This window comes from Psychrobacillus sp. NPDC096389 (genome assembly GCF_044762855.1).
Lineage (GTDB): Bacteria > Bacillota > Bacilli > Bacillales_A > Planococcaceae > Psychrobacillus.
Window position 1 is genome coordinate 237,787 of sequence record NZ_JBIWFB010000004.1, and the last position, 13,407, is coordinate 251,193.

General features: G+C 37.4%; 13 protein-coding genes. 8 read left to right on the forward strand and 5 right to left on the reverse strand.

Annotation, left to right across the window (positions count from 1 at the left end):
• Positions 1-62: 62 nt before the first annotated feature.
• From ACIQ38_RS12760 to ACIQ38_RS12770, 3 genes are read left to right on the forward strand one after another with little or no spacing between them, the layout of a single operon-like run.
• Positions 63-998, forward strand: coding sequence for an HD domain-containing phosphohydrolase (locus ACIQ38_RS12760; RefSeq protein WP_402823251.1), 936 nt, complete (start codon positions 63-65; stop codon positions 996-998).
• Positions 999-1,013: 15 nt separating this feature from the next.
• A complete protein-coding gene (fumC, locus tag ACIQ38_RS12765; RefSeq protein ID WP_402823254.1) occupies positions 1,014-2,390 on the forward strand; it encodes a class II fumarate hydratase in 1,377 nt (458 codons plus the stop codon).
• A 1-nt stretch (position 2,391) separates the two neighbouring features.
• On the forward strand, positions 2,392-2,883 hold the full coding sequence (locus ACIQ38_RS12770) for a PCYCGC motif-containing (lipo)protein (protein ID WP_402823257.1): 492 nt from the start codon (positions 2,392-2,394) through the stop codon (positions 2,881-2,883).
• A gap of 76 nt (positions 2,884-2,959) precedes the next feature.
• Here the strand turns inward: ACIQ38_RS12770 and rsiV are convergent, their stop codons facing one another.
• Both rsiV and ACIQ38_RS12780 read right to left on the reverse strand, forming a co-directional pair.
• The gene (gene rsiV / locus ACIQ38_RS12775; protein WP_402823259.1) at positions 2,960-3,820 is read right to left on the reverse strand and encodes an anti-sigma-V factor RsiV; all 861 of its coding nucleotides are present in this window, start codon (positions 3,818-3,820) and stop codon (positions 2,960-2,962) included.
• Positions 3,817-4,314 carry an RNA polymerase sigma factor SigV gene (locus ACIQ38_RS12780; RefSeq protein ID WP_402823262.1) on the reverse strand — a complete coding sequence of 166 codons (498 nt, stop codon included), beginning with the start codon at positions 4,312-4,314 and terminating at the stop codon, positions 3,817-3,819. The genes rsiV and ACIQ38_RS12780 overlap by 4 nt, the downstream gene beginning before the upstream one ends.
• A gap of 181 nt (positions 4,315-4,495) precedes the next feature.
• Here ACIQ38_RS12780 and ACIQ38_RS12785 point away from each other — a divergent pair, with 181 nt between their 5' ends.
• The gene (locus ACIQ38_RS12785; protein ID WP_402823265.1) at positions 4,496-5,194 is read left to right on the forward strand and encodes an ABC transporter ATP-binding protein; all 699 of its coding nucleotides are present in this window, start codon (positions 4,496-4,498) and stop codon (positions 5,192-5,194) included.
• On the forward strand, positions 5,184-6,479 hold the full coding sequence (locus ACIQ38_RS12790) for an ABC transporter permease (RefSeq protein WP_402823267.1): 1,296 nt from the start codon (positions 5,184-5,186) through the stop codon (positions 6,477-6,479). Before ACIQ38_RS12785 ends, ACIQ38_RS12790 begins: the two co-directional genes overlap by 11 nt.
• Before the next feature lie 32 nt (positions 6,480-6,511).
• On the opposite strand, the gene ACIQ38_RS12795 is transcribed toward ACIQ38_RS12790, so the two are convergent.
• From ACIQ38_RS12795 to nhaC, 3 genes are all read right to left on the reverse strand, one after another.
• Positions 6,512-6,775, reverse strand: a complete 264-nt coding sequence (locus ACIQ38_RS12795; RefSeq protein WP_402823270.1) for a hypothetical protein — start codon at positions 6,773-6,775, stop codon at positions 6,512-6,514.
• A complete protein-coding gene (locus ACIQ38_RS12800; protein ID WP_402823273.1) occupies positions 6,772-7,959 on the reverse strand; it encodes a class I SAM-dependent methyltransferase in 1,188 nt (395 codons plus the stop codon). Before ACIQ38_RS12800 ends, ACIQ38_RS12795 begins: the two co-directional genes overlap by 4 nt.
• A 112-nt stretch (positions 7,960-8,071) precedes the next feature.
• Positions 8,072-9,451, reverse strand: a complete 1,380-nt coding sequence (gene nhaC, locus ACIQ38_RS12805; RefSeq protein ID WP_402823276.1) for a Na+/H+ antiporter NhaC — start codon at positions 9,449-9,451, stop codon at positions 8,072-8,074.
• Between the two features lie 184 nt (positions 9,452-9,635).
• Between nhaC and ACIQ38_RS12810 the strand changes: the two genes are divergently transcribed.
• The 3 genes from ACIQ38_RS12810 to hflX all read left to right on the forward strand — a co-directional run bounded on the left by ACIQ38_RS12810 (position 9,636) and on the right by hflX (position 13,399).
• Positions 9,636-11,267 (forward strand): AMP-binding protein, encoded by a 1,632-nt coding sequence (locus ACIQ38_RS12810; protein ID WP_402823279.1) that lies wholly within the window; start codon positions 9,636-9,638, stop codon positions 11,265-11,267.
• A gap of 98 nt (positions 11,268-11,365) precedes the next feature.
• Positions 11,366-12,109, forward strand: coding sequence for a VOC family protein (locus ACIQ38_RS12815; RefSeq protein ID WP_402823282.1), 744 nt, complete (start codon positions 11,366-11,368; stop codon positions 12,107-12,109).
• 15 nt (positions 12,110-12,124) lie between these two features.
• Positions 12,125-13,399: a GTPase HflX gene (gene hflX, locus ACIQ38_RS12820; RefSeq protein WP_402823285.1), complete on the forward strand. Its 1,275-nt coding sequence runs from the start codon at positions 12,125-12,127 to the stop codon at positions 13,397-13,399.
• The last annotated feature ends 8 nt before the right edge of the window (positions 13,400-13,407 follow it).

Genomic DNA, 13,407 nt, shown 5'->3' on the forward strand with positions numbered 1-13,407 from the left:
AATAAACTATATAATATACGTATATCATGTAGTTTATTGTCAAATGAATGGAGGCAAATAGCATGCTAACAATGGAACAGATACAGGATATTAAAGAAAAGATGCATTTGCCTAAAGTGGTTACAGATAAATCCGTAACAACCTATATTGGCAATGCAAATGGTATTTCTTATTCTTTATATACGCTCATCCCTGGTAGCGCTTCTTGGATTCATTATACTGCAAATGATGATGATAATTCATTTACAGAGCGATATACCATTCTGAGTGGGGAACTAGAAGTGGAAAGAGAAGGGGAGAAGATTTTCTTGTATCAAGGCGACGTAATTGATACAAAAATGAATCCTGCTGTCCATACTTGTTATGCAAAAGAAACTGTAGAAATGTTATTTGAAATGACCTCTTCTTTTTTCGAGCGAAACTTTACGGAGCGATTTATTATTCATCGTGATGCAAGAAAAATACAAGAAGTGGACGGCTATACCTACCATCACTGCTCTCGTATTAGAGACTATTCGATTGAACTTTGGAAGAGAATGGAACCGACACGAAATGTGTCGATTGTAAGTGTAGGCTCCTATTTTCACGACATAGGAAAATTAGCCATTCCATTAGAGATTTTAAACAAACCTGGCAAGCTAACAAAAGAGGAATGGAACATCATTAAGATGCATACTACATTAGGCGCGGAAATGATGAAAAATCATGAAGTAGAGCGTTTGCGGGAAGCCGCTTTTATTGTAGAAGAGCACCATGAAAGGTATGATGGAAAAGGATATCCATACGGGTTAGCAGGGAACGAAATTTCATTGGAAGCTTCTATCGTTTCCGTTGTAGATGCGTTCGATGCTATGACAACGGACCGTGTCTATAGGGGCGCGATGACGATTGAAGAAGCGATCGAAGAGATGAAAGATGGAAAGGGTACCCAATTTAACCCTCGTGTAGTGGATGAGTTTTTGAAAATGCTTGAAGAAAAAAATAATAAATGGGATTAAAAAGGAGAGAGAAAAATGTCTTATCGTATTGAACATGATTCTATGGGTGAAATTCAAGTTCCGCAAGATAGACTTTGGGGAGCACAAACACAAAGATCCAAAGAAAACTTTAAAATTGGAAATGACAAAATGCCAATTGGTGTTGTCCATGGACTTGCCTTATTAAAAAAATCTGCTGCAATAGTTAGTCACTCTCTTGGAAATCTATCGGAAGCCAAAAAAGATGCTATCGCAGCAGCAGCTGACGAAATTTTAGCAGGAAAATTAGATGAACATTTCCCGCTTGTCGTATGGCAAACAGGAAGTGGTACACAATCGAATATGAATGTAAACGAAGTCATTGCTCACCGTGGAAACCAACTGCTAGAACAACAAGGAAGCGAAGAGCGACTACATCCGAACGATGACGTCAATAAATCTCAAAGCTCCAATGATACATTCCCAACAGCGTTACATATCGCAGGAGTACTCGCGGTAGAGCAAAAACTATTACCTGCAATCAATGTATTGAAAGAAACACTTGGAAACAAATCAGAGCAATTCATGGATATTATTAAAATTGGACGAACACATTTGCAAGATGCCACGCCACTTTCACTAGGACAAGAGTTTAGTGGTTGGCATAGAATGCTAGAAAAATCCTCGAAAATGATTACTCAAAGTGTATCCGACATGAAAGAGCTTGCGATCGGTGGAACTGCAGTAGGTACTGGCCTGAATGCACCAAAAGGATTTGGCGATTTAGTTGCCGCTGAAATTTCGAAAGCATTAGGCATTGAATTTACTTCAGCTAAAAACAAATTCCACTCTTTAACAAGTTATGACGATGTCGTGTATGTACACGGGGCGGTAAAAGCACTTGCCGCAGACTTAATGAAAATTGCTAATGATGTCCGTCTACTTGCAAGTGGTCCGCGCTCCGGTATTGGGGAAATTTCCATTCCGGAAAACGAACCAGGAAGCTCAATTATGCCAGGTAAAGTAAACCCGACACAAAGTGAAGCAATGACAATGGTTGTCGCACAAGTAATGGGGAATGATACTACTATCAGTTTTGCAGCAAGCCAAGGACATTATCAGTTGAACGTTTTCAAACCAGTTATCATTCACAATTTCCTACAATCTGTAGGCTTACTAAGCGATGCAATCCTTAGCTTTAATGACAATTGCGCAGTTGGCATTGAGCCGAACTTAGAAACAATCGAACACCATGTAAACAATTCACTTATGTTAGTGACTGCATTAAACCCGTATATCGGTTATGAAAATGCTGCGAAAATTGCAAAGCATGCACATAAAAATGGGACGACATTGAAAGAAGCAGCAGTTGCACTTGATTTATTAACTGTTGAAAAGTTTGATGAAATTGTTCGTCCAGAAAAAATGATTTAAGATGAAAAAAATACTATTTATATGTCTCATTTCCGTATTAGTGCTCGCTGCATGTGGGCAGAAAGCAAAAGAAGAAAATCACGAAGAACATGACGATCATATCGCACATTTAACAAATGGTGATATACAAGAAACAACAGCATCAACAGATGTGTTACCAACATTTTTAGAAAATCAGTCAGAAGATATGCAACTTGTTTATCAAGCGGCAGCAAAAGCCCACGATATTTTAAAATGGATGCCTTGTTACTGTGGGTGCGGTGATAGTGCAGGGCACAAAGATAACTTTAACTGTTTCGTTCATGAGATCAAAGAAAATGGAGAAGTTGTGTGGGATGACCACGGAACAAGATGTGCAGCTTGTGTTGAAACGGCGATAGCTAGCATCTCCATGGTACAAGAGGGCAAATCTTTAGTAGAAATTCGAAATGCTATCGATGAGGCTTATAAAGAAGGTTATGCAGCACCAACCAAAACTCCGATGCCATCATGATTAGCAAAACTGCTCCTCCTCACTAGTTTGTGAGAAGGAGCAGTTTTTTTGATGAAAAAGTGTGAGAATCAAGCCATCACTTTATATAATAGTCACTTATTAATAGCTCGCGTATAACCTCAGTTGGAATCTCGAATGTAACCATTCCCATATAACCAGGAGCTACTTCATATTCATCAAAGGATATAGTGAGTTTATTATCTGCCGTAATATAAAATTGTTGATCAGGTAATATCGATGTAAAGCCATCTTCTTCCATAAAGTAAACAACTTCTTCATCTGCCATTCGTTTTTTCATTTCCTCTTTAATATAAGCAGAGATTACTTGAACATAGGAATCATCTTTAAATAAGCTTGGTAATGTAATATATAATTCGTGTTCTTTATCGATATTGTCATATGTTGCGGACTCGCTACCTGAAGCCATGATTTCTAAGTTTCTGTTTGCAATTACGAGCAAAGAATCAGTGTCGGTCAACACTTCATAGTCTGCATTTACTGCGTAATTCCCCCCTCCTGCAGCTTTCATTTCCTCCATTTTCTTTTGGAAGTTATCGTAAAGTGCTTCGTTTTCTGCGATGTATTTGTCATTTAACATTTGTTCTAATTCTTTATTTTCTAAGCCTGTTACATTCGGAGTTGAGATGTCTGCATTAAAATTATCTTCTGCTATTTTAATCTCTTGCACGGTAACGACTTGAACGATGGAACCGAGCATTGGTACAGAGGAAAGGGATTGAGCTAGAGCTGGGCTTACATTGACGCTTGTTACAAATAATGCTGCCGCTGCCGCTAAACCAATTCCCCATTGTTTAACAGGCTTCCTTCTTTTCTGTTTTCTCTTTACTTCTTTAATGGAGTTTTTCACTAAATTATTTAATTCCACAGGGATTTCAATCTCTTCATATTTCTTTTTGGCATCTCGCAATTTCTTCATAATTCCACCTTCTCTTCCATGTTTATTCGCAATTTTCGAAGTGCTGCATACAATCTTGTTTTGATTGTATTTGTATTTTCCCGTTGTATCCTTGCTATTTCATCAATTTTTAAATCCTCGAAATAACGAAGTACAATAATCGTTTTATATGGTTCTTTTAAATGGTCAAGTGCTTCGTATAAATCATAGTCTTTTTCTGAATCATTTTGCTCTGGCAAAAACGAATGAAGAATGTCATCGTCCATTGCTTGCATACGTCCATGCTTTCGGATGAAATCGATCGATGTATTGACAACGATTCGATAAAACCATGTTTTAATATATTGCTCTTCCTCTAATCGTTCGATCGAGTTTAATGCTTTATAAATGCTGTCTTGAATAATGTCCAAAGCATTTTCTTTATTTTTTACATAACTAAAAGCTAGCCGATAATAATCGTTTTGATGTTCTATTATATAGTTTTCAACAAGTTGAAATTTTTCCTTTTTCGTCATGACGTATTTGAACTCCTTTTTCCCGTACCGCGATTACGTTTCAATGATTAGACGGGCAGATGTCGTGGAAAGTTTGAATATCAATAAAATATTTCTTAAGAAATTCTTCATGTTTATCCTTCCAAAATATTAAGAAACAATAGGTACACTATGTAAGTAGCAAAAAGGAAGGAGAAAATAAATGATACAAGTACAGAACGTTAATCATACATTTCTAATTGGGAAAAAGGGAAAAGAAAAGAAAGTACCCGTCCTAAAGGGACTGTCCTTTGAAGTAGAAAAAGGAGAAATCGTTGCGATTGTTGGAAAGAGTGGATCAGGGAAGTCCACATTACTTCACACGATAGCAGGCTTTATGAGTCCGGAACAAGGATCTATTATAGTGAATGGCCAAGAAACTGTCAGTTTGAGCGAAACAGCAAGAGCGCAATTTCGATTAAATAACTTTGGATTTATCTTTCAAAACTTTCAACTCATGCCAGGGTTAACTGCGTTTGAAAATATTGAATTGCCATTGAAACTAAAAGGAGTAGCAGCGAAAAAAAGAAAAACGAGTGTGCAACTATTATTGAAAAAAGTGGGATTAGAAGAAGTATCAGACCATTATCCAAATGAATTATCAGGTGGACAACAGCAACGTGTTAGCATTGCACGCGCACTAATTACCAATCCTCCGATATTATTTGCAGATGAGCCAACAGGCAGCTTAGACTCAGAAACCGAGCAAGATATTTTGTTGTTAATACAAGATCTCAATCAAACGCTTGGCGTAACATTTGTAATTATTACGCATGATGAGGAAGTCGCCAATATCGCTCATCGTAAATTCAGAATGCGTGACGGAGAATTAGTGAAAGGAGATGCAAGCAATGTTATTTAAAGACCAGGTAGACTTTGTACGACAGCATATAAAGAAAAACAAATTACGTGTATTTATGACCATACTTGCCGCTACAATGGGTTGTGCATTTTTAATCGTACTTGCTTCCATTGGATTTGGCATACAAGATACGATGCGTAAAGAAATATTAGAAGATCAAGTTATTACAGAAGTAGAAGTGTATACAAATGATGGGGAAGCCCTGGATATTTCTAAAATTAGTGCAGTTGAACATGTAAATGCTATTGTGCAAAGAACACGAATGGATGTAATGACAGTTTCCCAACTTGAAAATCGCTCGCTTGAAGGAAATATGGCACTTACTAATTTTGCAGAAGAACAAAAATCCAATCTTAAATTATCCGAAGGACGTATGCCTACAAAGGACAATGAAATCATTGTCGGGTATCAGTTTGCGGAAAACTTATTAACAGATGCAGAACGTAATCAAATGGAGCAAAATATAGAAGAAGAGGCGGAACCTATAGGAGGTTACAAAGAATCATTAATCGGCAAAACAGTTACTATGTCTCTTCAATCTTACGAATCGGATGAAGCTTTCCCAGAAAACTGGAACTTTACAATTGTTGGAGTAACGGAGAAACCGGCAAAAGATTGGATTGTCGATACGAATATATTATTAGATGACTCATGGAAAGACAAGTTTCAAGAAGTGTATAATGCGAGTGTAGAAGGAGAAAATCCTGACTTATTCTACTCAAGCTCGAAAATCTACACTTCTAGTTTAGAGCATGTAAAATCAGTAACAGAAGAGCTAAAAGGAATGGGTTATAGTGTATATTCCGTTTCAGAGCAACTAGAGCAATTAGATGTCTTTTTCATGGCTTTCAAAATCGGACTTATCTTTGTTGGGACAATTGCAGTATTAATCGCATCCATTGGTATTTTCAATACGATGACAATGGCGGTAACAGAAAGAACACGAGAAATTGGTGTGATGAAAGCGATAGGAGCTAGTCCTAAATTGATCCAACGTTTGTTTTTAATGGAAAGTGCATGGATCGGCATTATTGGAACAGTACTTGCTGTCATTATTTCTTATGTAGTGAGCTTCCTAGCGAACTGGATTTTGCCGATGATAGTAGGAGCGGCTTTAGGGGAAGACAGTTTCGAAGAGCTATCGATGACTTTCTCTTTAATACCTTGGCAACTTGTGGTCATTGCTTCTGTGATTAGTATTAGTGTTGCAATGATTTCAGGGTGGAGACCAGCACGAAAAGCAACGAAAATAGATGTCATTCAAGCATTAAGACAAGAGTTATAAAAAAGAGGCCGTCCCATTTCGGAGACGGCCTTTTATTGTGAAATGGTTACATAAGCGAAGAATAGAACTAGCACAACTGCTACATTTAGTAAATTATAATTCATTCGCGAAATTTTTCTATCCATTTTCTCCGATTTGTTAATAAATGTGATTCCTACAAAGGTGATGAGTATGGCTAAGATTAAGGCGAAAATCGGTTGCATATTATAGATACGCACATCGATAAAATGTACAAGGATAATAGCGATGGCCATTGCTACGCCATATGCGACTTTTTTTAATGTTGGTTCTTTCATTGTTTACTCCTATCCATGGTACCAGGCATCATCTCTTTTAATTCATTCTCCAAAAACGGTTCTGCATTTAGCATTTGCTTAAACTGTTTATAACTTTCCATTTGTTCAGCAGTTGCCTTTTTCCCGTTTTTATAAGCCCGTATCAAGATGTTTTTCGGTGTATTTTCCATATCAATAAACTCGACCAATTGTGCCTCATAGCCGACCATATTTAGAATTTCTGCTCGGATCGAATCTGTGGCAAGTGCCGCAAAGCGTTCTTTTATAAGTCCATGTTTTAGCATTATATCAAGTCCTGGTGCATTGAGCTGTCTATTTAGCTCATGTTGGCAGCAAGGGACACTTAAAATTACACTCGCTCCCCATTTAACAGCACGGGAAAGCGCCATATCTGTTGCGACGTCGCAAGCATGTAGAGTTACAACCATATCCACAGCGGTTTCATCGTTGTAATCATTAATATCTCCAACTAAAAACTCAAGTTGCTCATAGCCTAAATCTTCCGCAATCTTCGCACATTCCTCAATCACTTCTTTTTTCAAATCAAGACCAGTTACCCGAATATCGAGTCCTTTTTCGATTTTTAAATAATGATAAAGCGCAAATGTTAAATACGATTTCCCTGATCCGAAATCTAAGATTCGTACGGGTTTATCTTTTGGTAGGTGGGCAAGCGCATCGTCTATAAATTCTACAAATCGATTGATTTGCTTAAACTTATCATACTTTTGTTTTTTTACTTTTCCTTCCTCGGTTTGTACGCCTAAGCGAATCAGGAAAGGATAGGGAGTGTTTTCATCTAACAAATAATTCTTTTTCCGATTGTGGGAGAGGTTAACTGTTTTTGCAGCCTCTGTTTTCTCTGATTTCCACATCACTTTGTTTTTCTTAGAAAGTTGGGCTTGTACTTTTTCTGTTACAAAGTCCGCGTGAATTTGGCGGAACTGTTCTAACAGGTTATCCAAAGTGTTTGCGAATTCTTCTATGAGCACATTTTCATGTTTTAGAATGCGTTCATACTGATGTTCCAGTTGTATGTGATACGTATTTTTTATTTCGATTGGTTTAAGTTTTACACGCTTTACTTCATTTGACTTAGCTCGTGGTTGACTGATGGTTGCAGCAACCAACTGCTTGTTTTTAATTTGTTCTATTAGATATGCTTTCATTTCTTGAAATTCCATACTTTTCGCCTTCTTTTTCCGTAATATACTTGGAAATAGTGTAACACATCGGTGATATATTAGGTTAGTTGGAAAAATCGAGTATTTAGTAGTAATAGGAATTAAACAGAAATCATTTTAAATAAGTAAGTGTTTTACCAGTCCATCCAAATAAAATCGTAAGGATCGGGCTTAACAAACAGAAAAATGCATATGGCAAATAGTCAATCGTTGAAACAGCTAACACATTGGTGATAAATATACCGCATACGCTCCAAGGAACGAGTGGATTCACTACTGTACCGGCGTCTTCCATGACACGGGCTAAGTTTTTATTGGCTAGTCCTACTTTTTTAAACTGTGCTTGGAATGATTCACCTGTTAATAATATGGATAAATATTGCTCTCCTATTAGCGTGTTAACGCCTATCCCGGTAAATGCAGCAGCTGTAATGACAGACCCTACGTTTTTCAATAAACTCTCCATTTTCGCAAGTAAACTTTGCACGATACCAAGTGTAAATAATAGTCCTCCCATACTCAATGCAAGTATGACAAGTCCGATCGTGAACATCATGCTATTCATGCCACCACGTGTAAGCAAAGAGTCGATTGCTTCGATTCCTATATTGGATGTATAGCCGTTAAACAATATATTCAGTACTTCCTCAAAAGGCGTATATTGGAAGAAATAAGAAATACCAATAGCTGTTACTGAAGTTAATGCTAAGGCAATTATCGCAGGTACTTTTTTAATAGAAAGTATAAAGAGTAAGACAACTGGAAGTAATGTATACCAGTGAACCATGCCTGTTTGAAGCAGCCCTTCCTGAAAAGCGGTAATCTGATTTAGCTCTTGTATTTCTCTGTTAGGCGATAAAATACCGTACCCAACAAGTGAAATTAAAAATGCCGGAATGGTCGTCCATCCCATATTGCGAATATGTTCAAACAAATCCACTTGGACAATGGCAGACGCAAGATTTGTTGTATCAGATAAGGGAGACATTTTATCGCCAAAAAAAGCACCCGACACAATAGCCCCGGCTGTAATAGCTAAAGAAATATCCATGGCACTCGCCATTCCAATAAATGCAACTCCGACTGTTGCGACAGTAGTCAAGGAGCTTCCAATAGACAACCCAACAATACAAGTAACTAAAAATACAATCGCAAAGAAGAAGTGGGGTGTGATAAATTGAAAGCCTAAATAGATAAGTGTAGGAATAGTCCCACCCATCATCCAGCTACTTATCAATATACCTATAAAGAAAAAGATGAAAATAGCCCCGAGCCCCGCTTTTGAGCCTTCTACAAGTCCTTCTTCTAACTTTTTAAAAGGTACACTTTTAAATAGCCCATAAGTGATCAGAAGTAAAATAGAAAGTAGAATAGGCATATGTGGAACTGCTTTAAATTGCACAATACAAACAGCCATTAATGCAATAATTAAAATAGTAATAAGAACAGCCTCTAAAAAAGAAGGCATGATCGTCGAACGAATTCGAAACATAGTAAATCCTCCTCAATGAAATCAATTCATACACTTTCACGCTTCAACGCTTTGAAGTGACGAAGTAATTAGGATTTTATCACGTTTTAGTATCAAGTCAATCAGTTAATAAAAAGTCTATTTCGTCAGAATTTTGTGATAGAATGATAGAAAAGGAAATGACATTCAAAAAGGGGAGATTTGTTTGTTAAACGAAAAAACAATTGGGCAAATTGTAAAGGAAGCAGCGAGAAAGTTTCCAGAAATAGAGGCATATGTATATCCTGAGCATGGCATTCGAAAAACATACAAAGAATTCGACGAAGAAACAGACGAGCTTGCAAAAGCGTTTATCGGTATGGGCATTCAAAAAGGAGAGCATGTTGCAATTTGGTCTGATAATAAAAGAGAATGGTTATTAAGTCAATTTGCAACTGGGAAGATGGGGGCTGTTCTTGTAACTGTAAATACGAACTATCAGGAAAAAGAGATGGAGTATTTACTGCAACAATCCGATGCAACGACACTTATATTATGTGAGTCATATAAAGGGACTTCATACTTGGATATAATACGCGCTGTTTGTCCAGAAATCGAAGGCTCAGAAAAAGGTAAAATACAATCGGAGAAATTACCACATTTTAAACGTGTCATTGTTATGAGTGAAAATGAATATCCGGGTATTTATACATGGTCCGAGCTATTAGAGCATGCAGAAAATGTATCGGATGAAATATTAACTGAACGCTCGAATACTCTTCATAATGAAGATGTCATTAATATGCAGTACACATCAGGTACAACTGGATTTCCAAAAGGGGTTATGCTTACGCATAAGAACATCGTGAATAATGGACAACTCGTTGGAGACTATATTCATCTTACAGAAAATGATCGACTATGTATTCCAGTACCATTTTTTCATTGCTTCGGATGTGTTATGGGAACAATTGCATCGGTAACCCATGGCACAACAATGGTCATCATTGAGCAGTTTAATCCAGAGAAAGTATTGCAAATGGTACAGAATGAGAAGTGTACAGCATTACATGGAGTCCCTACGATGTTTATCGCCGAGTTAAATCATCCAGACTTTACTCAGTATGATTTGTCCACACTACGAACAGGAATTATGGCGGGTTCCATTTGCCCGATAGAAGTAATGAGAAAAGTAATAGACGATATGGGATTGTCCGAAATAACAATAGCATATGGGCAAACAGAGTCTTCTCCAGTTATTACACAAACAAAAACGGATGATGCGATCGAAAAACGGGTATCGACTGTTGGGAAAGCACATCCAGGAGTAGAAGTAAAAATTATCGACCCGGTAACAGGAGAAGATGCACCAGTAGGGGTTCCGGGTGAGTTATGTACGCGAGGTTACTTAGTGATGAAAGGTTATTATAAAAACGATGAAGCGACAAAATCTGCCATTGATGCAGAAGGATGGCTACATACTGGCGATATCGCAGTGATGGATGAGGAAGGGTATCTCGATATTACGGGTCGCATTAAAGATATGGTCATTCGTGGTGGAGAAAATATTTATCCAAAAGAAGTAGAAGAATTTTTGTATCAGCATCCATCGATTCAAGATGTACAAGTAGTTGGGGTTCCGGATCCGAAATATGGGGAAGAGCTTATGGCATGGGTTATTTTAAAAACAGGTGAAAGCTTAACCGCAGAAGACTTAAAGGCGTTTTGTAAAGGGAAAATATCACATCATAAAATTCCGAAATACATTGAATTTATCGAGGCATATCCAATGACTGCATCGGGGAAAATTCAAAAGTTCTTACTTCGTGAAATGTCGAAAGAAAAGGTTTTCGTATAAGATATTTCCCGGGAAATCGACAAAGAGATGACGTATTTCTAAGTCATCTCTTTTGTTTTACACAATTTCAATTATAAAAAGAGGAAAGGGCTGTTAACATGTATTTAGATCATATCGTTCACCATGTAACAAAAACACCGAGCCAAGTAGCAACAGATTGGAAGGAGAAAGGACTTCACGCAGTTATTGGAGGGCAACATACAAATTGGGGTACATATAATGCGCTTTTATATACAAAAACCAGCTATATAGAGTGGTTAGCGCTAGAACATAAAGAAATTGCCGAGAGTGCAAATCATCCATTAATTGATCTAATGTTACATGATTTGAAAACAGCCCCTGGTTTTGGAACTATTTGTATTCGAACGACATCTATTGATGAGCTATATAAGCAACTAGAAGCTAAGGGTATAGAAACCTCTGGAGTTTTACATGCTGAAAGAAAAACAACAAGTGGTTTAGTCCGGAAGTGGAAAATGCTATTTGTGAAAGAAGAAATAAGTGATGCACTACCTACTCCATTTTTTATCGAATGGGAGGAAAACGACCAAGATCGCTATCAAGCACTTCAAAATGATGGCACAATTAACCAAAGTAATTTACAATTAGGCATTTCAGCATGTGAGTTTCATGTGCGTGATCCAAAGGAAATAATGAATAAGTGGAAGAGATACTTTGACTTGGTAGAGGAAGATGAACACATACTTTTACTAAGTAATACAAAGTTAGTCTTCAAACAGTTAGAAAGTGGAACAAAGGAAAGACTGGCGACAGTTCATATAGAAGGATTAGGGGATAAAGAAACATTTATATATGAACAGGCAATGTATCACTTTCACTAGAAGGAGGAATTATTTTTGGAAGAATTGATAGAAAAGGCAATCGTTGTTGCGGTGAATTTGCAACATGACGAGCATTTTGAATATGGATTAGAAGAATTACACAATTTAGCAGAAGCACTAAATGTGGAAGTAGTAGGAGAAGTTACGCAAAATCTGGAGCGTGTAACAAATTCTCATTATGTTGGTACAGGTAAAGTAGAAGAGATTAAAAACTTTTACGAAGAAGCTGGTGCCAATCTCGTTATTTTTAATGATGAATTAACACCATCCCAAATTCGAAATTTAGAACGCGATTTAGAATGTAAAGTAATCGATCGAACGATGCTCATTTTAGACATTTTTGCAAGACGGGCAAAATCGAATGAAGCACAAATGCAAGTAGAATTGGCACAGCTTCAATACATGTTACCAAGACTAGTTGGTCTTCGTGCCTCTCTAGGTCGACAAGGTGGAGGCACGGGTGGCGGTTTTAAAAACCGTGGTGCTGGGGAAACGAAACTAGAGCTAGACCGTCGTAAAATTGAAGATCAGATCGCCAAACTAAAACGTGAGCTGGAGCAAGTCAAATATCAGCGTGAAACCCAACGTAAACAGAGGAAGAAAAATGCAGTACCAGTGGTATCGTTAGTAGGATACACAAACGCTGGTAAGTCTACTATTATGAATCAATTGCTTCAAAAAGTTGGACAAGTGGATTCTAAACAAGTATTCGAAAAAGACATGCTATTTGCTACGCTTGAAACTTCTGTTCGTCAGATTAAGTTGCCTGACCAAAAAGAGTTTTTATTAACAGATACGGTTGGATTTGTTAGCAAGTTACCTCACCATTTAGTAAAAGCCTTCCGCTCTACTTTGGAAGAAGCACGAGACGCTAGCTTACTGCTACATGTTGTAGACGTGTCAAATGCAGAACACCGTTATATGATGGATGTTACGAACGAAACGTTGCTTGCTGTAGGGGTGGAGGATGTGCCAACGATTTATGTATACAATAAATCAGACTTGGCAGATATGAAATATCCTCATGTAGCTAGTGATAGCATATGGATTTCTGCAAAAGAAGGAGCAGGTCTAAACGAACTGTTAGAGATGATTAAAAAACGTATTTTTGCGGATTATATTGTATGTAGCATGTTAATCCCTTTTGATCGAGGAGATCTTGTCTCTTATTTAAACGAGCATGCATCTGTGAAGTCGACTTCGTATGAAGAAGAGGGGACGCTTGTTAAAGTGGAACTAAAAAAATCGGACTATGATCGACTGCAGCAGTTTGTCTATGTAGAAGATTAATAAAAGAA